Raw genomic sequence first — 22,477 nt, forward strand, 5'->3', positions numbered from 1 at the left:
ATTAATTCAAGTCGATTAGGAAAAATGTATGCAGCAGAACGAATTCTTCACCGTAAATGGACCTTTAAAAGCCAACATTGAGCCATTAGCACTTGGTAGTACTCTACCCGACCTAGACCAATACATTGCTGAAATTCCAGCTCCGTTTATGGCATCGAGTGAATTTAGTCTGCTCGATCAGCAAAATGACGCTGCAAAGCACGAACTGAATCAACATAACCTCAAGCACGTTGCCGAGTTAATTGAACAGCAAAACAGCAAGCTTAACTTGCTGCTTAATTATATTATTTCGCAACAAGATGACCCTGCACAACGCCATGTGACTCACAGTTTTGGTGCAGGTCAACTTACCTATATCACTTCAGAAGCACTGAAAGTTGGTCAAGTAGCCAAGGTGAAGCTTTTCCTAGATCACCCACCTGCTGGTATATATTGTTATGCAGAAGTCACCGATATACAGAACTCCGAATCAGGCCAATTGGTTACGTTGAGTTTTGTACGAATCCTTGAAGAACACCAAGACCTACTAATTAAAGCCGCTTTGTACCAACAACAGAAATTGCTTCGACAGCGCTCGCTAGACAGAGACAACCAATAAATACTATGAGTAATTGTCAACTACTTCCTCTTAATGCACCAACGGGTGCCGGTGATAAAAAGTTTCTCGGTAACCTGATTGGTGGCGCATTAGCCCTTGCTATTAGCGAGCATGCTAACGCCTATACTGATCATACTTTACTGGTTGTGCCAGACCCACAGCTTGCTCTTAAACTTCAAGGTGAACTAGAACAGTTCTTTCCAGGAGAGGTTGCGCTATTTCCTGACTGGGAAACCTTGCCATACGATAATTTCTCGCCACATCAGGATATAATTTCTGATCGTATTGCACGGCTATACGCCCTACCGCAACAGTCAAAAGGGATCACTATCGTTCCGGTAAGCACTTTGTTGCAAAGGCAAAGTCCTCGCGATTTCTTAATGCAACATACCTTGATGGTAAAAACTGGTGATTTGTTTTCACTGGATAAACTACGTCTACAGCTAGAAAACTCTGGCTACCGACATGTAGACCAAGTGTTTGGTCCCGGTGAATATGCAAGTAGGGGTTCAATTCTCGATCTCTTCCCTATGGGAAGCTCTGCGCCTTATCGCATTGATTTCTTTGACGATGAAATCGACACTATTCGCACCTTTGACCCGGAAAACCAACGTTCCATCGAAGATATTAGCGAGATTCGACTCCTCCCAGCTCATGAGTTTCCTACGACAAAAGACGCGATTGAAGAGTTTCGTGTTCGCTGGAGACAACAATTCGACGCAAGGCGCGAACCAGAGTCAGTCTACATGCAGGTAACAAAAGGCACTTGGCCAGCGGGTATAGAGTATTGGCAGCCTCTGTTCTTTGAGCATACTGAAACGCTATTTGATTACATCAGTCAAGACTCCCAAATTATTGCGGTGGGTGATATTGAGTCCGCCATAGATACCTTTTTGTCTGACGTGGAAACACGTTATGAGCAGCGAAAGGTCGACCCTTTGCGCCCACTGTTAGAACCGAGTGCGCTTTGGCTGCAAAAAGATGAGTTCTATTCACAGCTAAAAGCCTATCCACAATTGCTGTGCTCCGTTGATTCCGTGGATGAAAAAGCAGGACGCGTCAATGCTCCCGTCGAGGCACTTCCTGATTTAGCAGTACAGCATCAATTAAAAGAGCCGATGGCTCAAATCCGTCAGTTTACTGAGCAGTACGCTGGTAAAGTGATTTTCTCGGTGGAATCTGAGGGCCGTCGAGAGGCGCTGCTTGAATTACTTCATCGCATAAAACTGAGGCCACAAGAGAAAGAACATTTTCTCGATGCGCTGAAGAGTGACGATAAGTTCACACTTGTTATTGGTCAATGTGAACATGGTTTTGCTTATCGACAACAGTTCGCTCTGATCTGCGAAAGTGACATGCTCGGCGATCGCGTCATTCAACGACGCAAGAAAGAAAAACGCTCGATTAATAGTGACACGGTCATTCGCAACCTTGCTGAACTCAAGCCAGGCCAACCCGTTGTTCATATTGACCACGGTATTGGCCGCTACGTCGGCTTGCAAACACTTGAAGCGGGCGGCTTGACGACAGAATACGTCACACTCGAATACCAAAACGATGCCAAGCTGTACGTCCCTGTCGCTTCACTGAACTTAATCGGACGCTACTCTGGTGGTGCGGAAGAATCGGCACCACTCAACAAATTAGGCAGTGAATCTTGGGCTAAAGCCCGTAGAAAAGCCGCTGAAAAAGTGCGTGATGTTGCGGCAGAGTTGCTCGACGTATACGCCAAGCGCGAGTTAAAACCTGGCTTTAAATTCAGCTTAGATCGTGACCAATATGCGACCTTTAAAGCTGGTTTCCCATTTGAAGAAACTGACGACCAAGCACAGGCCATCAATGCTGTCATGTCTGATATGTGTCAGCCTAAAGCCATGGATCGTTTGGTTTGTGGTGATGTTGGCTTCGGAAAAACAGAAGTCGCAATGCGCGCAGCATTTGTGGCAACCGACAACGGTAAACAAGTCGCAGTGCTGGTTCCTACCACACTGCTGGCACAGCAGCATTTTGAGAACTTCCGCGATCGATTTGCCAACCTGCCAATCCGTGTTGAAGTCTTGTCGCGCTTTAAATCGGCCAAAGAGCAAAAAGCCACCCTACAAGACGTCGCCGATGGAAAGGTGGATATTGTCGTTGGCACCCACAAACTGCTCTCTAGTGACATTCAGTTTAAAGATCTTGGCCTACTCATCGTTGATGAAGAACATCGATTTGGTGTGAGGCAAAAAGAAAAAGTGAAAGCGATGCGTGCCGATGTCGACATTTTGACCTTAACAGCAACGCCTATTCCACGAACGCTGAATATGGCCATGAGTGGCATGCGCGATCTTTCCATCATTGCTACACCGCCAGCGAGACGTCTTGCCATTAAGACCTTTGTGCGTCAAAGCGAAGACAGTGTTGTACGCGAAGCAATACTTCGTGAAATCATGCGAGGTGGTCAGGTCTATTTCCTCCACAATCAGGTTGAAACCATTGAAAAGGTAGCGGCAGACTTAGAAAAGTTAGTCCCCGAAGCACGCGTCACAGTTGCCCACGGCCAGATGCGTGAACGTGAACTAGAGCGAGTTATGAATGATTTCTATCATCAACGTTTTAATTTACTAGTATGTACGACCATCATTGAGACGGGCATCGACGTGCCAACTGCCAACACCATCATCATGGATCGTGCTGATAACCTTGGCTTAGCGCAGCTTCACCAGCTTCGTGGACGTGTGGGTCGCTCGCACCATCAGGCGTATGCTTATCTGCTGACTCCTCATCCAAAAGCCATGACAAAAGATGCAGTGAAGCGATTAGACGCTATCGCCTCACTAGAAGATCTTGGGGCCGGCTTTACTCTAGCGACTCATGACCTTGAAATTCGTGGCGCTGGAGAACTTTTAGGGGATGAACAGAGTGGGCAAATTCAGTCCGTTGGATTCTCACTCTATATGGAAATGTTAGAGCAAGCCGTGGAAGCGCTAAAAGAAGGCAAAGAGCCCTCTTTGGACGATCTACTTCGCGAACAAACCGAAGTGGAATTACGTATCCCCGCTTTGCTACCTGATGACTATATTCCGGATATCAATACTCGTCTATCCATGTATAAACGAATCGCAAGCGTTGTAGATAACGAAGAGCTCGACGAGCTAAAAGTGGAACTTATTGATCGATTTGGCCTGCTGCCGGATGCTGCCAAACACCTTCTTGCCGTCTCACAAATGAAGCTTCGTGGTAGAGCGCTGAAAGTTAAAAAAGTAGAAGCCCATGATAAAGGTGGCTATATTGAATTTTATCCGGATGCTGACATTAACCCGGCCTTCTTGGTTAAACTACTTCAAGCGCAGCCAACAAAGTTTGCGATGGAAGGGCCAACTAAGTTCAAGTTTATGGAAGCGTTAACCGATAGGCGTAAACGCTTAAGCTACCTCAATAACATGCTTGACGAGTTTGAAGCCAATCAACTTCCGAACGCATAATTGCTTACAGCTGCAACGATTTTTCACCGTGAAATGTTTCAGCAACGTCCTGTATTAATTGATATAATGGGATTGCACTCAATGATAGTGGCAATCAATGGAGAAACAATGAAAAAACTGATCCCACTGCTACTCCTATTGGTTTCTATGCCAAGTTTGGCGCAGAGACAATTTGATATAGAAGTGATCGTTTTCAAACGTGCGGTAAACCCTGAAAAAGTAAACGAGTCTTGGCCGAACACTATGCCGCAAATAGACTTTAGCCGCGCTGGTTCAATGAACGATGCCAGTTATCGCGCGTCGAAAGGCGTTCAGATGCTGCCTTACTCTTCATACCAATTGAATGATGAAGCGGCAAAACTAAAAAATCATGCAGGCTATACGGTGCTTATGCACAAAGCATGGCGTCAAGGCGATAACGGTAGAGGCTCTGCTCCAATCTTCCATATTCGTGCAGGGAAAGATTACTCAGCTGGTTTTAATGCCGATGGAACAGAAAAGGGCAGCAACAGCAACACCACAAGCCCAGTTGATGGCGTAACGGAAGTGGCCATTGACAAACCGTTGTACGAGCTTGACGGTAAACTACAGATTTACGTGCAGCATTACTTGTATGCAGAAGCCCAACTAGACCTTCGCTCGCCAAGCACCAAAGAGGTGATTGTTACTGATTCCGTCACGGCAACAGAACCGATGGAACCGTCTGCAGACAATTCTGTAGCGACGGGGACTGAAGACAGTAACGTCATTGCTGGCAACTTACAGGCCATAGAGCCTCAACGTGAAGTTCAAACCTTTCTTAAGGACTATCGATTTGATCAGAAACGTCGCATGAGAAGTAGTGAAACACACTACCTAGACCATCCGTTAATGGGCATGATCATCCAAGTTCGAAGAGTGCAGAACTAATCCAGAAAGGGCCTGAAATACGGCCCTTTTTTTCATTTCTTCTTCCGTTCCAAGGCATTATGAATACGCATTACACCATCTACACAAAAAGATTATGCCTTCGATTAATGGATCTTAACGATGCCGAGCAACTGGCAATTGCAATCCAAGAATCTCCTTCGTTGCATCAATGGATAGATTGGTGTCATAAAGACTTTACTCAACATGAAGCGATGGAATTCATTGGAGCGACTCGAGTTAACTGGGTGAAAGCCGTAGCATTTGGCTTTGCATTGTTTGACCGAAAAACCGAACAGTTTCTGGGTATGGTGGCGCTCAATGAGTTTTATCATACCTTCAATATGGGAAGTCTTGGCTATTGGCTAAGAGATGATGCTCAAAAGCAGGGCTATGCCTTGGAAGCGCTCGATGCGTTGGTAGAATTCAGTTTTGCTAATTTATTACTCTCTCGACTAGAAATTGTTTGCGACCCAGACAACTCCGCTAGCCATAGGCTTGCTGAACGTATCGGAGCAACCTACGAATGCTTAGCGCAGAATCGCTTTGTTTTTGATGGTAAACCAAAAGCAGGACTAGTCTATTCCCTCATTCCTCCCACCCGCTGAACCAGTGAATGAGATGAAAAAAAGAGGCGCTTTTCAGCGCCTCTCTGTTGTTACTAGGTATTAGTGCAATTTCAAGTTTGGTCTCAATACACGGTTAATGCGACCAACCAACATCATTAATCCGGTCTTTAATACACCATGCAACGCCACCTGGTGCATACGATAAAGCGAAATGTAAACCACACGAGCGATTCGGCCTTCCACCATCATAGAGCCCTTGGTTAAGTTACCCATTAAACTGCCTACCGTTGAGAATCGGCTCAATGATACTAATGAGCCGTGATCATTGTATACGTAAGGCTTTAATTCTCTGTCTGTCAGTTTAGCAACGATGTTACTAAACGCTCGGCTCGCCATTTGGTGTGCTGCTTGAGCACGTGGTGGTACGAATTTACCATCAGCTTGGGTACACTGAGCCAAGTCACCGATAACGAAAATATCGTCATCACGCGTGGTTTGCAGTGTGTCTTTTACTACTAACTGGTTGATACGGTTAGTTTCCAAACCGGCAATGTCTTTCATAAAGTCTGGCGCTTTGATTCCTGCCGCCCAAACCATTATTTGTGCTGGGATTTTTTCACCATCTTTCGTAGTTAAGCCATCTTTGTCCGCTTGAGTCACCATAGTGGCAGTGCGAACGGTTACACCCAGTTTTGTCAGTTCAGAATGCGCTGCGCTTGAAATACGTGGAGGAAGCGCTGGAAGAATACGCTCACCCGCTTCAATCAAGTTTACGTTCAGCTTACTCGAATCCAGATCACCGAAACCATAAGTACGAAGCTCTTTGACTGCGTTGTGCAGTTCGGCAGACAGCTCTACCCCTGTTGCACCAGCACCAACGATCGCAATATCGACAGTGCCGTGACCATTTTTCGCATGCAGTTTTAGGAACTCATTGTTCATTTCTGTACGGAAACGGTGTGCTTGTTCTGGGCTATCTAAGAAGATGCAGTTATCGCGAACACCAGGAGTATTGAAGTCGTTTGATGTTGAGCCAATCGCAAGCACTAAGATGTCATAAGCGATCTCGCGGCTTGGCATCAATAGCTCATCGTGCTCATCTCTCAATTCACTTAACGTAATGCTTTTGCGCTCACGATCAATCTCATTCAGGCTGCCCATTTGAAAGTCAAAATGGTGGTTTTTCGCGTGGGCACGATAGCTTAGCGCATCAACCCCTTCGTCCAATGAGCCGGTCGCTACTTCGTGCAGAAGTGGCTTCCATAAATGGCTTGCTTTACGATCAACAAGCGTAATATTGGCGCGCCCTTTACGTCCAAGTGTTCGGCCTAATTTGGTCGCAAGCTCAAGTCCGCCTGCGCCACCACCAACAACGACAATATTAGTCACAATGGCTCTCCTAAAAAGTGAAATTTGAAAGTTAGAAAATGGTCTTACATCCCGCCCAAGGCGAAATGCTTAAAATTTGGTCATTATGCGCAAATATAGACTCCAAGTGGCAGCCCCTAGCGCGGTACAATCATGGTTTCACTTCACAAATTTGTTCAAAATCGTCTTTGTTTGAACATCTTAGGGCAAGTTCTCTTCTTGCTCTCAACTTTTTTTGATATTTATCAAATAATGTAGAATGGTTTTATTATATAGGGCAAATCAATGTCCGCAACTATTCAATGGAATTATTTTTGTTAAGTGAATTAAATGGCCATTTGTTAATCGATAGTTCCATCACTAAAAACGGCTCCTCAAAGGAGCCGTTTTTAACTTCATAATTCAAGGTCAATACCTAGGGCGTTACCGTAACTAATGCATCACCCGTGACATTTTCAAATGATGCAGTGATGGTAGCAGTACCCGCCGAAATGCCACTGACATATTGCTTGGATGGGTATGCAACATCCATGTCTGAACTGCTCCAAGAGACATATTTGGCGTAGTTCTCAACACGACCATCAGAGAAAGTGACATTAACAGTTACCTCAACAGTATCACCGGTAGCAACCGTGATATTTTGTGGCACAATTTCTACCTTTGTCGTTGTGGCAGGATAGGTTTGCGTTTCAACAAAATCTGTCATGCCTTGGTATGACATCGTAATCGTCGCGCGCCCTCCTTCATAAACACCTTGCGCTAAACCCGCCTTGGCATTTCCGGATTCAATCGTCGCGGCAGTGGTATCGCTGCTCGACCACTCAGCATCTAAGGTAACATCTTTGCTCGACCCACCTCGATAGTATGCAATAGCATGGTATTGGAATGGTGTTCCCGAATAGAGGATGTCCTGTCTTGGTTCTATTGCGACTTGTGCTAGAACTAGAGGAGCAACCGTGGTAGTTACCTCATCCTCAACCCCATCAAACTCAGCTTTGATCTGCGTGCTGCCTGCGGATAACGCTTCACCACTACCTCCTAACTCCCCTGTGGTGACCACTTGAATCACAGTAGGGTCACTAGAAGACCACGTCGCTTTTGAAGTTACATCTTCATCAGGCAAGCCTTGATGATATTTAGCAATCGCCTTATATCGTCCTACAGTTCCTTCTGGAACTGTCTCATTGTCTGGCGTAACGACTAGCTGTCTGATATATGTGTCAACAACACTAACCTGACCTGCTCCTTCGATGTTTTGATAGATCGCATACACTTCACTGTTACCCGCAGATTTTCCTTCTATCAACCCCGTCGTATTCACGGCAAGTTTATCTCTCTGTTGCACCCGCCAATCACTTAACGTTGTTACATCTTTAAATGAAACCTTATTAGTATTAACGTCTTTGTATATTGCATAAGCATTAAGTTGCTTTGTATCCCCTACTTTGACCATGGAATCGGCAGGCTCAACGTTCACGCCTAAGTAGGTCAGGCTACCAACCACTACTTCCGCGTTTGCCGTTTTACCATAATAGGTCGCGATGATTGACGTTTGTCCAGAGTTTAAACCTGTGACTAATCCTTCTCTAAAGCGCGCGTTATCTACATGGGCAACCACATCATCAGCAATCGTCCAAGTCACACCAGTCGTCACATCCGTCACGGTTTTGTCTGAAAATACCGCTGTTGCTTTATATTGCTGTAGATCTTGAATGTTAATGGTAGCTGTAGCTGGCGTAACCTGTAACTCCATCAAAATTGGCTCGGTAACTATCAACGATGTCGACACGGTAATTGACTCAAAAGTCGCGCTGATTTGGGTTTCCCCTGTAAAAACGGTTGAAGCCATCCCATCAGTACTAATTGTCGCTACCGTCGTCATACTGCTTTGCCAACTGGATTCTAAAGTTACAGTCTTACTAGTACCATCTGAATAGCGAGCATGAGCCTCATATTGTACTTCTAAACCCAGTGGTACGGTCTCATTTTGAGGACTAATAGTAAGTTCAACCAAGCTTGGGGCAACGACGGTGACGCTCGAAGTATCACTCATGCCAGAGTAGGTAGCAGTGACGACTGCATTACCAATGTTCAAGGCACTACCTATCCCCGCGTTAGCGGAGCTGTTATCAACATTGACCACTCTTGAATCCGAGCTGCTCCAATTAGCGCTAGATGTCACATCAATACTGCTTCCATCACTATAGATGGCCGTTGCCTCGAACTGCCCATTTGTGCCTTTTGGTACTGTAACGGCATTTGGCGTCACTTCTAGGTGATCAACTACCGCCGCGGTAACCGTTAAACTTGCTTCACCATTAAGACCCAAGTACTGCGCGCTGATTGTCGTTTGACCAGCAATAAACGTCACCGCATTCGCAGAAGCATCTATAGAAGCAACATCGTTATCCGAGCTTTGCCAAACAGACAGCAAGGTGACATCTTGCAAGGTTCCATCTGTGTAGAGCGCATCCGCATGATACGGTAAGCTCAATCCCGCAGGAACCTTAGTAATGGCCGGAGACACAATTAACTTAACTGCCGTTGCAGCTGTTACAGTCAACGTTGCCTGACTCAGTTGCCCCCCGTAACGAGCTGAAATAACGACATTTCCCTGTTCAACAGCCGTCGCTTTTCCCCCTGTTATTCCTGTAGAAGAAATAGTAGCAATATTGATATCCGAAGAAGTCCAGGTTGCTATCTGAGTCACTACTTTACTTGTCCCATCAGAGTAAAATGCAGTCGCTTGATAGTACTGACTCTGACCATCTGCAATAATGGCGCTAGCAGGCGTCACTTGCAGCCCTGTTACTACCGCTCGAGTGACAGAAAGGTTCGCGGTAGCGCACTGTCCTAAATAACATCCGCTGATCTGGCTAGTTCCTTGCTCCTCTCCTTGTGCCACGCCAAAGGCGTTAATGGTAGCGATATCAGTATTGTTCGATTGCCAGCTACTCAAAGTGCTGACATCTCGTTTGCTTCCATCTGAATACTGAGCAGTAAGCACATAACTTTGTGTCGTTCCTTTTGGAATCGTCGCATTAGCAGGTGATATGGATACCGAAGTTAGCGTTGCACTACTTACCGTGATCATGCTGCTCTGCTCCATACCGCCAAATTTCGCCGTGACACCCGCTTGGCCTAAAACTAAACCATGTACCGTTCCGGCGCTTATATTACCGGTTTCAACGTTTACTAAACTCTGGTCCATAGATGCCCAAACCGATTGCAGAGTTACATCATTCGATGACCCATCACTATACACGGCAAAAGCTTGTAGCCTAGTTTGATGCCCTGCAGGTATAGTCACCTTGTTTGGAGCTACCACCAGCTCTGTTAGTTGAGCTTGAGTCACATTCAATAAAGCATCCGCCTGTTGGCTGGCATAAGTAGCCGTCACAACAACATCACCACTCTGATAACTATCTGCCAGTCCTTTTTGATTAATAGATGCCACACTGTTGTTGGAAGATTGCCAACTTGCCAGCTCAGTTACCTCTCGACTTGTCCCATCACTAAATAAAGCGAACGCCTGATACTGCTGAATATTACCCGCCGCTACGCTGGCTTTTGCTGGTGTCACCACCAAATCGGTAACGGAAACCTGAGTCACGGTCGCAGCTGTACTATCGGAAATGGTATTACTCGTTTTCGAGAATGATGCGATGCCTTGATAGCTTGCGGTTATTTGGGTTGTGCCGATCTCGTTCGCCGTCGCCAAGCCGCCATCTGTGCCATCTACTACAATTGAAACTGCTCTACCATTTGACGAATTCCATGTGGCTAATTGCGTTACGTCTTCACTATGCCCATCTGAATAATACGCGGTCGCAGTGTATTTACCTGTGGTACCCACAGGCTTCGCCAGATTTTTCGGGGTGACCTGTAAACTCGATACAACCGCATTGGTAACGTTCAAATCCGTTTGTACCGACTTACCTTGATAGCTAAAACTGATCTGAGTTGTACCTTGAGATAACGTGGCCGCATTACCGCTTTGTGAACCTATCGTTGCAACATTAGCAGTGCCACTTTGCCAGTTACCGAATTTAGTCACATCTTGTTGGCTTGCATCAGAGAAGAGCGCCATCGCTTGGTACTGAACCGCGATACCTGCTGGAACCGTCTTGTTTACAGGAGAGATAGACAACGAATCCAAAACCGCAGAGGTAACCGTTAGTTCCGATGAAGCTTGGTAGGTTTGATACTGAGCGTTGACCGTCGTAATTCCGACTTGCTTTCCGCCAACAAGTCCACCTTGTGTGCCATCAGCGACAATCGTCGCAATAGAGGAATCGATAATACTCCACTGTGACAACGCTGAAATATCTTGAACGCTGCCGTCAGAATAATTCGCTATTGCTTGAAACTGATACTGTGTCCCTTTCGCTATCGCCTTGACCGGTGGCACAACAGCGATACTGGTAATATAAGGTGCACACGGATTATCTGGCCCACCGCACTCACTGGTTGGAAAGCCACTATTATCTCCATTACATGCCGCCAAAAAGAATGTCATCCATAACACACATAAGCGATAAAGTGTTTTTGTCATCTGCATGAGTCACTCTTTAGTTTTGATTAGTACTAGACGGGGTAGTCATTTCTTCGATATGAACGGTCACTCTTCGGTTCATATGACGATGTTCCGTTGTGTCATTAGGAACAACAGGAGAGTCTTCTCCATAACCAGCAACCCTTAGTTGCTCAGTACTTACGCCCGCATGTTTTAGGTACTCATAAACCGCATTTGCTCGACGCTCGGACAAGCTTTGGTTGTACTCATTCGGTCCAGTAGAATCGGTGTAACCATATACGGTTGCACGAGTTTCAGGATAGCGAGTTAATCGATAGACAATAGGGTTAAGCGCCTCAACATTCTCGATTTTTTCGGAGTCAAATGCGAAGAGAACCGAAGAATGCAGCTCTGGCAAGCGCGTTGTTATTATTGGAGTAACTGGTTTGGGCTCGGTTTGAGTCTCTGGCTTGGAACCTTCTGCCGAGCTAAATCGATACACAATACCCAAAGTAGCTAGATGCCCGTTACTTCCACCAAGTTTGTCGCTGCCAAGCGCATTGACATATTGGTACTCTACTCTGCCCGCCCAATGATTTGAGAAGTGGTATTCCAAGCCGACACCAGCTGTTGGAGCCCAACCGTCATCTGTTAGAGTTCTGGTTGGTCCGCTATTCTTACCTTGCCAGTAGAGTGTGCCCGCTTTTGCAAACGCGTCCAAATTGTCGGTCACAGGAATACGACCTACAACTGACATTTCTATGCCTGACATAGAACCCGCATATTGGTTGACTTTACCACCTTCTGGATACAAAGCTTTCGCTTCACCAAAATCGAGGTAGCCTAACTCTAGTCCCCAGTGCTGCCAAACCTGATAGCCAATAAAGCCCCCTAACGCAACATCAGTTCCATCACAATCTACCGCCCATTCTTCACAGGCATTTTGGTATTTCATTACACCTAGTTTTCCTCCTAGGTACCAATGCGATGAAAAAGCGTCACTGTCAGCCGACGTTTCATCGGCGAGGACGTTAAAGCTGAGCGATACAACTATCGCTAAACTGAGTACTTTATGAGTAGAAACCACTGCTTCCTCCGTTTTCGTCTAATACGAGCGTGAGGCAGGCTACTGAAGAGTGTGAGAATGACCTTGTAAGAGTAACCAACCTAAACTAACTGGGCGTACCATAATAAAATCTTAATGTTGTGTGAAAGTTGTTACCGTATTGAACAAAAAAAAGCAGCGAAATCCGCTGCTTTTGTAAAAAGTAGTACACGCCACTCGGACGTTTCTTACATTACGATTCTTTAAACGCCTTCATTGTTTGAAGGTGCTGAGAGATCTTTTTGAATTTATGTGTTTGAGTTTCATCCCACACTACATCGTAATAATCTTTAAGGGCATCCGCCGTTTTTTGGTTATCGTGAATTTCGTCTTCTTTGGACAAAATGACCATACAACGACCCGCATTTTTACTGCGGAACTTTTCAACACACTTAGTGGCAATGTCTTCATATTCTTCTGGCCGATCAATACGACCTTGCATATTTACTTCAGGGTGCAAATTGGGGTTGAAGATAACTTGTTTAATGCCACATAAGAAGCCTATGCGCTCTGACCAGTAGCCTCCCAGACCTACACCGCAAATAATCGGCGCTTCATCTTTTGACTCTTGAACCAGCTTGTTCACTTCTTTAAGAAGGTGCTGCATATCATGCTTGGGGTGAAGTGTGCTGTAGTTGACGAAACGAACGTCTTCGTCAATGAATTGCAACTGGAGCACTTTTTCATGGTTGCCTGGGCTTGTTGAATCGAAGCCGTGAAGATAAATAATCATAGTACCTCTCAATCCGTCCTTATTGGTACGCTTTCGTTAAATCTACCACGAAAGCCCTAGTTTCATAGGGGGTAAGATGATTTTTCAGAAAAGATAACGTTAAACAGTGATCCCCTCAACATAATCGTAGATAAATAGCCTCAGCTTCGACTAAAAAACCATCATCTTGCCACACCTGCGCTGCAAGTAGATACCAGAGCATAGCCATCATCTGCGAGTGTCTTTGCCAAATCTCCACATCCTTTTGCCAAGATCTACTATCTATCGTGGGCTGGTGCTGTTTGTAGAGTTCAATTCCTGTAACGACATCCATTTGAAGCATATCCAAGGTCATTGTTAGGTCCAGAACGGGACTGGCAATTGCAGCATATTCCCAGTCAATTACCGCAAGGCCCGTTTCAATCTGCACTAAGTTATGAATGCCAAAATCAAAATGACAAAGCGCTTGTTGCGCACAGCTTAATTTTGGTAGCGTTCGAAGGCTTTCGTAGATCGGACGAAAGCGCCGCTTTAGAACAGAATCGTCAAGCTGAGACCAGTAATGATCCACTTTTTTTTGGTAATCAAAACGTCGCACCTGACTGATAGGTTGAATGGTATGGATATTCGCAAGAAGCGCGATAACCTTTGAATGATCGTCTAACTGACTAACAGGAATGCCATTACACCAACTGAGCGCGATACCCTGTGGGCCGCGAGCGATGACTTTGTTAGTAGGGAGGTGTCCGGCAACCGAGTTCAAAACCTCAGCTTCATTGTCGCGACTGATATCAAATGACTGACATAGCGATGAGTTGGCACGCCAAATCACCCAACCATGAGATGGAGTCAATACACGCCACGCCCGATTTGTCAGGCCGCCAGATAACGGAAGTGCCCCTAAGGGCACTTCGTTTAACAAGGAAGATAATCCAGCCAAATCTGGTGATTGCTGGACCGCATCAATCCAATTAAGCATTGAGCGCTTGTTATAGACCTAGTACTGAACGAGACTCTTGCTTACGAATTTCAGTTTCGTCAGCCCACTCAATCAGACCCGTTTCTAGATCCATAAGACGCATTGTCATTTTGTAGTATACGTCTTTATCGCTGCCCGCTTCTTTAACGATACTACTTAGGTTACCGTAAAGCATATATTGCGCACCAACCATTTTACCGAATTGGATAGCTGTGCTTTGGTTCACTAGTTCATCATTGTTTTGGAAGTTAAGCTGTTCACGTACAGACTCAACACGATCCATATCTACGAAACGGAACTTACCAGAGTTCAGCATTTTGGTGCTGATGCTGTCAGTGATCGACTCGGTATCAATGTGCTCCGTTGTTTTGTTCTTGATACGTTCAACAAATACAATTGGGCGACTGTCGCGCGTGATTGCCGCAACTGAACCAGACATCAGCATGCTATCAACCATATCACCAGCGATCTTCTGTAGGTCAGTTGAACCGAAATCGATTGTTGTCGTTTCAGTAGCTTGCGCGTCGCCGTAACTTACTTTATTTGAACAGCCACCGAGAATGACAGCCAAACCCAACAAAGCAATAATACTTTTTTTCATTTTGTTTCCTTAGTCTTACTTACTTTCCAACGGGTGGAAATTACTCATCCGCTCCGCGCAATTGCACACGGAATTCTTTACCATTAGGATTTACAGACACCTCAGATAGGGTAATAGTTTCATCACCGCGTAAGATGGCTCTTTTCCAAGGGGCTTGTTTAGTATTTACTTCGAGTCCTTGCGCATCATACCAATAGAATCGATATTGGATGATTTGGTCCGTAGATGTCGTATTAGACAATCGCACCACGCCTCTCGCATGACCATTGGTATCAATGGTCGAAATATCATCAATAGAGAATTTTTTACCCATTTGTGCCTCACCATAAAGCACTGCCTGAGTTTGGCCTTCGATTTTGATCCCTGAGGTTTTACTTGAAGCACAGCCAAACAGCGTCAACAGCACACCAATACTCACTAACCATTTTTTCATTACATTCTTCCTAATTGTTTATGCCAAATGGTGGCATTGCCGCCCTGGCGCGACACCCAAACCAAAGTTGTTTGTCTGTCTCTCACATCAAAAGTATAGTCTTGACCATCTAACGTCATTTTGTGGCTGCCCGCTTTAACGATTTGACTAGCACCGTTCACGACACCCGGTAATGTTTGCCAACTCCTAGTATCAGGCTGTTCCGTCAAGGTGTTCCACACGTTGAAGATAAGGTTACCGACATCATCGTCTTTCGCCGTACTCTTACGAATTTGGTCTTTGGCATACACGCGCAGTGCTTGTCGCAACAAGATGGTCGGCATATTCTCGGTAAGCTGCTGCTGCGCCATTAAATTAGTATCCACTAATTCATCTGACTTCAGGGACTTACCATCCAACATAATATTCGAAAATTTAGGCGTCACCGCTGGAACATAATACGGCAGTGCCACAGTATACAACGCAGTATTACCTTGGCTGTCATAAACAGGCAAAGTCAGATTCCAAGATTGCATGGCGCTCACAACCCCCTGCTCTTCGAGCAGGATGACACGACCTTCACCAGCTTTGACACCTGGTCGATCACCATATTGCTTTTTAAGCTTCGCAAGATCTTGATTCCGACTTGAGCGTTTAGCCACACGAATTACCGCGTCGATAACGGCTTCGTTATCTGGTGCAACGGCAAGTGCGCGAGTATAGTCAATATAGGCCCCATTGAGGTCATTTGAAGCTTCGTACATCAAGCCTGACAAAAACAACAAATAGCCATTTTGAATCGCTTTCAGTTGATTTCCCGCATCAGGATAACGCGACAACACCGACCCTAGATTAGGTGATAACCCCTTCTGCTTCATTTCAGCTTCAGCAGAACGTAAGTCTTTCTCTCGCGCTTGGCGAGCACGCTGTTGAACTTGGTTTGCTCGTCGCACTTCAACCAGTGCACCCTCTAGGTCGTTTTTTTGAATATAGTTGAGCCCTAGATACAGGTGTAAATAACCTAGCTCATAATCTGGCGGTACATATTCGGTTATATTGTCATTGACCGCTAAGGCGCCAACACTAGTCGCAGTGTCAGTAATAGAAATAAGCGCCTTATCTTGCTGAACTCTAACGGCCTTATCACTAACTTCAAGCGCTGATTTACTTTGCGGATAGGATTGGTTTAAGAACTCGACCCTGCCGCGCTCAAAATTATCCAAGATATCACCCGCAACGACATCTTCAGCTTGAGGCAATGCAGCCTGCGCTTTTTCATATTGGCCAGTTTTCACCGCTTGATACACCACCGTATTCTGCTGGGTATAATGGCTAAACAGATTACCTGCACTTAGTCCCGCACAAGCGGTAAGTGATGCAGCAAGTACGACGATGAGTGCGTGTTTAACGCTACGTATTAACATATGTTTTGAAGAGAATAGATACCTTTAGTGAGGCTTTGACAATTACGTTAGTACTAAGTTGCCAAAGCCTCTCGAAATTAGCTCATCAACAATGGGCCAAGTGGGCGACCACCAACGAGATGCATGTGAATATGGTACACCTCTTGACCGCCGTGAGAATTACAGTTGACGATCAAACGATAGCCATCTTCTGCAATACCTTCATCATGGGCGATCTTCCTTGCAACGGTGAACATACGTCCCATCATTGCTTCATCATCAGTTTCAACTTCATTAACAGTGGGAATCAGTTTGTTTGGAATGATCAACACGTGGCTTGGAGCACGCGGATTGATATCACGAAATGCGGTAACAAGATCGTCTTGATACAACACATCGGCAGGAATTTCTTTACGAATAATTTTGCTAAAAATGGTTTCTTCAGCCATGAAGTTCTCCAATTACCAAACCAATAATACTGACACAGGATCGCCAGCACATACTTACTTTAGAAGTATGCACTAAGGTCTATAGAATCACAATTTAAAGCAAAGCCAACATAGCTTGTTGTTTTCACTATTGTTCGATTCTCAACCTATATCTCGCTAGAAGTACTTTTTTTGAGATAACACTTCACGACAAAACCTTGGCTTTTATTACATTTTTGACGAGTGCGTCATAAAACGTAGCACGACAAGTCATATATATTTCAGTTTTTGTTATTTGTAACGATAAAGAGACAAAAGCGCCAAACCTCAATTCCGACCTGATGTTACGAGTGGACGGATAGTGCAAGGTTTAGCGTAAAGCGTCCAGTTAAATTTTGTATGATTTTTGTATTGCTGCAACATCACTAGGGAGAGATATATGCAGGGTTCCGTTATACGGAGGATGTACGCCGGGTTCACGCTCATCGTCATTCTTTTTGTTATCACCATCATGATTATGCTCAGTGGCATGAACCAAATTCATCAGTATTTTGGTTCTGTTTCTAAGTCCTCTCTCCCGTTAGTTTCTCTTTCGAATCAAACCAGTGTGCAATTATTGTCTGCGGACAAATCCTTCAAAGATTTCCTCACAACGCAGAACGAAGAAAGAATGACTATCCGTCGCGAAGAGTTTTCCGCTTCAATGGAAGAGTTTGGTCGTGACTTAGAACAACTCGCTAGCGCGAGTGCCGGTTTCCCTGAGCTAGAAAACCGAGTTGGAGAACTGCGAGAGGTTCAAGCTCGCTATAGCGAAGAAGCTCAAGAAGCAATGGATAACTATCAATCCATGTTCTCAGCTCAAGAACAGGTTCAACTCTCCACACGACGATTCCAAAAACTCCACTCAGACCTTTCTGTTGGTATGAAAGAGTATGTAGATGACGCTTCGAGTATTTCTGTCAAAGTGATGGCAAAAAGTTACTTTATCAAGCTAAAAGACGCCGAACTCATCACTTCAGATGCACTAGCCAGTAGCGATACCGTCTTCGTTCAAGAAGCCGTTAATAAAAACCGCAAAGCCGTCACTCACCTCAACTACGCTTACCGCGGCTTAGTTACACAAATGCCAGAGTTGAAGAAAGTGTTTGAGAGCTCTGTGGAACAATTTACCAAAGATGTCGGCCAGAAAGGTGGCGTGTTAGACCAACATAATAATTATTTGATCGCCAGAGCCGCTCTGTATCAAAACATCGAAAACCTAGCTCAGGAAGTAGACGGTGCGATGGCGACACTTAACGGCTTCACCGAAACTGCGACAGCCAATCTAAACCAATCTCTTGAACAAGCAGGCACTATCTATGACGAGGGCGTAATAAAAGCCATTGGTATAGGTATGGTCGTTGTCTTAATTGCAGTCGGTATTGGTTACCACATTGCGCAAAGTGTGCGTCAACCACTGAACAGCACACTCAAAACACTAGAAAGCTTAACCGAAGGCGACATGACGCAGCGCATTGAAGTGAAATACAACAATGAGTTCCGCCGCCTAGGCAACCACATTAATACGCTTGCAGACAGCCTGCACAACGTGTTGGTCAAACTGAATGATGCATCGGACAACCTCACTGATACTGCAAGCAACAACCAAAGCACGTCTTTGAGTGCGCAAAGCCAACTTAATGCGCAGCGTGAGCAAACCGCTAACGTCGCAACGGCAATGACCGAAATGTCTCATTCAGTACAGGAAGTGGCAAACAGTGCGCAAAACTCGTTAGAGAAGGTACATCAAGTCGAATCGGCCTCTGAATCTGGTCGTCAAATCATGAGTACCAATATCAGCACCATCAATCAGTTGGAGCTTCGTCTTAATGAATCGGTTGAAGCGGTTGGCGAACTTCAGAAGATGAGCAGCCAAATTGGCAGCATTTTAGATGTCATTCGCAACATCGCTGAGCAAACCAACCTACTCGCCCTCAATGCTGCTATTGAAGCAGCACGTGCAGGCGAGCAAGGACGTGGGTTTGCAGTGGTGGCAGACGAAGTTCGCGTACTAGCTCAGAAGACCACTGAATCTACCACTGAAATCGAAACCATGATCAGTAACTTACAAACCAGCTCTAAGAGTGCAGGACAAGTCATTGAAAGCTGTATGAAGGATATGGAACTATCGGTTGAGCAAGCCTCTACCGCTAATGGAGCCATGGAAGAGATACAAGCGTTGATCATCGAAATCAGCCAAATGAGTACGCATATTTCTCAAGCCGCAGGCGAGCAAAGTGAAACTACCGTAGATATCGCTAAAAACATCGAAGAAATCAATCATATCGCCGATGAAAGCTATCAAGCCATGTCACAAATTGCGGCAACAAGTGAGAGCTTAACTAGCCTAGCCAATCAGCAAAGTGAACTAGTACACCGCTTCAAACTTTAGTTTTCGTGTAAGAAACGCGTAAATTATCCCCCTAAGAGCAGGTTTCGTTGAGACCTGCTCTTGTTTTTTACAAGTAACGGCATTATATCTGAATCATGGCTTGCTTCACTTTTCCATGACCTTTGATTTTGAAAGCCCAAGTTTCGATATCAATGACGAATGTCATGCTCTCATTTTCTTCAGCAAGCCAATAGTTGAAGGAAGCTATAATGGCCGTTCACGTAGGCATAATTGATCAAGATCCCATTCGTTTGGTAACTCCTTTACTGGATGACCGAACCGTTAGTCGTCACATCATCTTTATTGGTGACGAATCCCAATTTGAAATGTATGAGCGTTTGAGCTCAGTATTGGCGGAGCGCGACATTACTGCAGAATTTTATGAAATTCCCAATATCGTCAATACGTCTGTTATCAAACAATCCATTCTCGGTTTAGCTAAGCAACTTAAAGAAAAGAATGTCGAAGTTAAATTGAATGCCAGTTGCGGCTTAAGACATCGACTGCTTTCTGTCTATGAAGTATTCCGTACCTTCCATTGGCCAATCTTCGTTGTTGAACCGAACAGCGATAAGATGTGCTGGTTGTACCCAGAAGGCGCAACTGATGCGCAGGTACAAGATCATATCACCATTGGTGATTACCTCACGATTTTTGGTGCTCGTGGTGAATTTACTGACTACGATCTTCCTCCACAACTTGACAGAAAACTTTATGAGCTGGGTGAAAAATGGGCGAGTAACGCACTGGAATTAGGTCCGGGTCTAGCGACGCTAAACTACTTGGCAACCACGTGCCGAAAAGAACAGAAACTCGATGTTGAGCTTTCCGAAAAACAACAAGGTTATCGCGAACTCAATATGCTACTTAGCGATTTGGTAGAATCTGAAATAGCGACTTATGACAACGGCATTTTAACCTTTATCAGTGAAGATGCACGTCGCTTTTCCAATGGGGAATGGTTAGAGAACCTAGTTCATAGCACGGTCAAACAAATCCAAGACGACTTACCGACCATTCAAGACCGTTCTTTGAATGTTCAAGTATACCGTCAGCTTGGTGAGCGAGAAGTTCGCAACGAACTGGATGTCGCATCCGTTGTAAACAATAAACTGCATATTATTGAATGTAAGACCAAAGGTATGCGCGACGATGGTGACGACACTCTATACAAACTGGAATCGCTGCGTGACTTGTTAGGTGGCCTGCAAGCCCGTGCCATGTTGGTTAGTTTTAGACCGCTACGTCACAACGATATTACTCGTGCAGAAGATCTTGGCTTAGCACTTATTGGACCGGATGAGTTGAAGGATCTAAAACTGCATCTAACCAAATGGTTTAAAGGTGCCGGCGGTATCGATGAGAAAGCTCACCTTTCTTAAGCAGTTAGAAACAGAAAAAGCTTGGCCATCGCCAAGCTTTTTTACTTTGATTTTGCGTTTACGCTGCAGCTTGTTGCTGCTTATGCTTTACCGACGCTTTATGTTTCGCGCCAACAATGACAATACATACATATGCAGCAATCGTCAGGGCTAAAATAGCAAATGGCAACGCTGCCCAACCAAACCCATCTACAGCAACACCACTGATAACGCTACCAGCAGCAAAACCTAATGAGATGAAGAACATCATTAAGCCTTGAGTCAGACCGCCACCTACTACGGTCAAGCGAGCAGCAATTGCTGGTGAAATCATATCGGTAATAGTGATACCTTGCAGATAAATTAGGAACAAGCCTAAGGTAATAATGTAGTGCACACTCATTCCGGCTTCAGCTATCACGTAAAGCAAACCAATCACGATGATAGAAGCAATCGCTGACACTTTGAACAAGCTAAGGTTGCCGTAACGTGCCACAAAGCGCTCAGCCGCGATTAAGATAAACAGGCCCACAACTGACGCCACCGATAGGTTAGCAGCAGAGAGAGATTGCGCGACACCATAAGCGTTTTCTAGTAAGTTCGGATACTGTGCCTGAAATGCCCCTTGTCCCGCACATAGCAAACCAACGGCAAGTAGGAACAAACCGAAATTTGAGAATAGTGATTTTGCTAGACCAACGTCTTCTTTGCCACCGATATCCGCTTCGGCACTCGCCTCTGCGTTATCTAGTACTCGTTGAGCTGCGGTTTTATTGGTAAACATGGTTATAACCAACAGCACAGCAACAATCGCCATCATAACGCCAAAACGTTGTTCGTAAGACCAACCTAAATCAGTGATATATGCCAAGGCTACACCAGATAGTAAAGCACCAATGATAAGCGTTTGAGCCATACGGCCAAGCTTCATCGCTTCAGTTTTTGTATCGTAGCCCGCAAACGTAATAAAAACAGGGTTGAGCATAAGAAGAATAGCTGAGCCAACACCGAAACATGCAGCACCCACTAACATCAATGGAAAGCTTTCACCCGCGACGACAAAACTTGTCCCAGCAAGCAGATAAAAGATCATACCGAAAAGCTGTGCATGTCGATGCGCTTTGTACTTATCAGCGAGGCCTCCAATAATTGGAGCGGCAAGACCCGCCATACCAAATACTGCCATTGCCAGACCTGCTTGAGTCGCACTACCAGTACGAGCAAGAATAAAGGAAGGCATTAACATAGGAATAAACACGATTTGCACAATGCCATAAGCAAAGTGCGCGGCAAACCAGCCCTCTAAGCCAAGTTTTTTCAACATGATCACAGACCTCAATAGATCATTACCCTTAGTGTTGTGGGTAATAAATTAAACCACAGCAAAAAGATCCGTTTTCTACTGAGCGAATAGCTAGCCCACGCCAAATCTAGGTAAATTATCAACTGAGTAAACACTCTGTTTGACCCGTTGTTAACCATAAAAATACTGGGCTTATTTATAGTGATGATAATATCAGCCTACCTACAAAGTCGTAATAGCCCAAAGCCTCCAGTGTTAAGCCCACACTTCTCTCAGCGTCAAGTTTGTTATACTCTAATCATGCTGACAGAAAGAATAGTT

Annotated in this window: 16 protein-coding genes; 6 read left to right on the forward strand and 10 right to left on the reverse strand. The window is 45.1% G+C overall.

Features of this window, described 5'->3' with window-relative positions; all coding sequences use genetic code 11:
* Positions 1–28 precede the first annotated feature (28 nt).
* From JKJ11_RS11465 to JKJ11_RS11480, 4 genes are all read left to right on the forward strand, one after another.
* Positions 29–598, forward strand: a complete 570-nt coding sequence (locus tag JKJ11_RS11465) for a PilZ domain-containing protein (RefSeq protein WP_006075597.1) — start codon at positions 29–31, stop codon at positions 596–598.
* 5 nt (positions 599–603) lie between these two features.
* Entirely contained in the window at positions 604–4,062 is a 3,459-nt protein-coding gene (gene mfd / locus JKJ11_RS11470) for a transcription-repair coupling factor (RefSeq protein ID WP_252038207.1), read from the forward strand.
* Positions 4,063–4,170: 108 nt separating this feature from the next.
* Positions 4,171–4,971, forward strand: a complete 801-nt coding sequence (locus JKJ11_RS11475; protein ID WP_031497044.1) for a peptidoglycan binding protein CsiV — start codon at positions 4,171–4,173, stop codon at positions 4,969–4,971.
* Positions 4,972–5,030: 59 nt separating this feature from the next.
* Positions 5,031–5,576, forward strand: coding sequence for a GNAT family N-acetyltransferase (locus tag JKJ11_RS11480; protein ID WP_031497042.1), 546 nt, complete (start codon positions 5,031–5,033; stop codon positions 5,574–5,576).
* A 60-nt stretch (positions 5,577–5,636) separates the two neighbouring features.
* On the opposite strand, the gene JKJ11_RS11485 is transcribed toward JKJ11_RS11480, so the two are convergent.
* From JKJ11_RS11485 to hinT, 9 genes are all read right to left on the reverse strand, one after another.
* Complete coding sequence (locus JKJ11_RS11485) at positions 5,637–6,926, reverse strand: NAD(P)/FAD-dependent oxidoreductase (RefSeq protein WP_031497041.1); 1,290 nt, start codon at positions 6,924–6,926, stop codon at positions 5,637–5,639.
* 394 nt (positions 6,927–7,320) lie between these two features.
* Positions 7,321–11,466 carry an Ig-like domain-containing protein gene (locus JKJ11_RS11490; RefSeq protein ID WP_252038208.1) on the reverse strand — a complete coding sequence of 1,382 codons (4,146 nt, stop codon included), beginning with the start codon at positions 11,464–11,466 and terminating at the stop codon, positions 7,321–7,323.
* Positions 11,467–11,476: 10 nt separating this feature from the next.
* Positions 11,477–12,508, reverse strand: a complete 1,032-nt coding sequence (locus tag JKJ11_RS11495) for an outer membrane beta-barrel protein (protein WP_252038209.1) — start codon at positions 12,506–12,508, stop codon at positions 11,477–11,479.
* A gap of 211 nt (positions 12,509–12,719) precedes the next feature.
* Positions 12,720–13,259, reverse strand: coding sequence for an alpha/beta hydrolase YcfP (gene ycfP / locus JKJ11_RS11500; RefSeq protein WP_006072986.1), 540 nt, complete (start codon positions 13,257–13,259; stop codon positions 12,720–12,722).
* A 115-nt stretch (positions 13,260–13,374) separates the two neighbouring features.
* On the reverse strand, positions 13,375–14,217 hold the full coding sequence (locus tag JKJ11_RS11505) for a phosphotransferase (RefSeq protein WP_252038210.1): 843 nt from the start codon (positions 14,215–14,217) through the stop codon (positions 13,375–13,377).
* A 10-nt stretch (positions 14,218–14,227) separates the two neighbouring features.
* On the reverse strand, positions 14,228–14,818 hold the full coding sequence (gene lpoB / locus JKJ11_RS11510) for a penicillin-binding protein activator LpoB (RefSeq protein ID WP_006072984.1): 591 nt from the start codon (positions 14,816–14,818) through the stop codon (positions 14,228–14,230).
* 40 nt (positions 14,819–14,858) lie between these two features.
* Positions 14,859–15,251 (reverse strand): YcfL family putative periplasmic lipoprotein, encoded by a 393-nt coding sequence (locus tag JKJ11_RS11515; RefSeq protein ID WP_252038211.1) that lies wholly within the window; start codon positions 15,249–15,251, stop codon positions 14,859–14,861.
* Positions 15,251–16,654 carry a COG3014 family protein gene (locus JKJ11_RS11520; RefSeq protein WP_252038212.1) on the reverse strand — a complete coding sequence of 468 codons (1,404 nt, stop codon included), beginning with the start codon at positions 16,652–16,654 and terminating at the stop codon, positions 15,251–15,253. The genes JKJ11_RS11515 and JKJ11_RS11520 overlap by 1 nt, the downstream gene beginning before the upstream one ends.
* A gap of 77 nt (positions 16,655–16,731) precedes the next feature.
* Entirely contained in the window at positions 16,732–17,082 is a 351-nt protein-coding gene (gene hinT, locus JKJ11_RS11525; RefSeq protein ID WP_006072981.1) for a purine nucleoside phosphoramidase, read from the reverse strand.
* Positions 17,083–17,500: 418 nt separating this feature from the next.
* Between hinT and JKJ11_RS11530 the strand changes: the two genes are divergently transcribed.
* Together JKJ11_RS11530 and JKJ11_RS11535 are read left to right on the forward strand one after the other, a co-directional pair.
* Positions 17,501–19,492, forward strand: coding sequence for a methyl-accepting chemotaxis protein (locus tag JKJ11_RS11530; RefSeq protein WP_252038213.1), 1,992 nt, complete (start codon positions 17,501–17,503; stop codon positions 19,490–19,492).
* A gap of 209 nt (positions 19,493–19,701) precedes the next feature.
* Positions 19,702–20,874, forward strand: a complete 1,173-nt coding sequence (locus JKJ11_RS11535) for a DUF1887 family protein (RefSeq protein ID WP_006072978.1) — start codon at positions 19,702–19,704, stop codon at positions 20,872–20,874.
* A gap of 58 nt (positions 20,875–20,932) precedes the next feature.
* On the opposite strand, the gene JKJ11_RS11540 is transcribed toward JKJ11_RS11535, so the two are convergent.
* Positions 20,933–22,177: an MFS transporter gene (locus JKJ11_RS11540; RefSeq protein WP_252038214.1), complete on the reverse strand. Its 1,245-nt coding sequence runs from the start codon at positions 22,175–22,177 to the stop codon at positions 20,933–20,935.
* Positions 22,178–22,477: the final 300 nt, after the last annotated feature.

The sequence above is a fragment of the Vibrio sp. SCSIO 43133 genome (assembly GCF_023716845.1).
GTDB lineage: Bacteria > Pseudomonadota > Gammaproteobacteria > Enterobacterales > Vibrionaceae > Vibrio > Vibrio mediterranei.

Bases quoted from the DNA above. Each gene is read 5' to 3' on its own strand.
- JKJ11_RS11465 (WP_006075597.1), top strand. From the start codon at position 29: ATGCAGCAGAACGAATTCTTCACCGTAAATGGACCTTTAAAAGCCAAC.
- mfd (WP_252038207.1), top strand. From the start codon at position 604: ATGAGTAATTGTCAACTACTTCCTCTTAATGCACCAACGGGTGCCGGT.
- JKJ11_RS11475 (WP_031497044.1), top strand. From the start codon at position 4,171: ATGAAAAAACTGATCCCACTGCTACTCCTATTGGTTTCTATGCCAAGT.
- JKJ11_RS11480 (WP_031497042.1), top strand. From the start codon at position 5,031: ATGAATACGCATTACACCATCTACACAAAAAGATTATGCCTTCGATTA.
- JKJ11_RS11490 (WP_252038208.1), bottom strand. From the start codon at position 11,466: ATGCAGATGACAAAAACACTTTATCGCTTATGTGTGTTATGGATGACA.
- ycfP (WP_006072986.1), bottom strand. From the start codon at position 13,259: ATGATTATTTATCTTCACGGCTTCGATTCAACAAGCCCAGGCAACCAT.
- JKJ11_RS11505 (WP_252038210.1), bottom strand. From the start codon at position 14,217: ATGCTTAATTGGATTGATGCGGTCCAGCAATCACCAGATTTGGCTGGA.
- lpoB (WP_006072984.1), bottom strand. From the start codon at position 14,818: ATGAAAAAAAGTATTATTGCTTTGTTGGGTTTGGCTGTCATTCTCGGT.
- JKJ11_RS11515 (WP_252038211.1), bottom strand. From the start codon at position 15,251: ATGAAAAAATGGTTAGTGAGTATTGGTGTGCTGTTGACGCTGTTTGGC.
- JKJ11_RS11520 (WP_252038212.1), bottom strand. From the start codon at position 16,654: ATGTTAATACGTAGCGTTAAACACGCACTCATCGTCGTACTTGCTGCA.
- hinT (WP_006072981.1), bottom strand. From the start codon at position 17,082: ATGGCTGAAGAAACCATTTTTAGCAAAATTATTCGTAAAGAAATTCCT.
- JKJ11_RS11530 (WP_252038213.1), top strand. From the start codon at position 17,501: ATGCAGGGTTCCGTTATACGGAGGATGTACGCCGGGTTCACGCTCATC.
- JKJ11_RS11535 (WP_006072978.1), top strand. From the start codon at position 19,702: ATGGCCGTTCACGTAGGCATAATTGATCAAGATCCCATTCGTTTGGTA.
- JKJ11_RS11540 (WP_252038214.1), bottom strand. From the start codon at position 22,177: ATGTTGAAAAAACTTGGCTTAGAGGGCTGGTTTGCCGCGCACTTTGCT.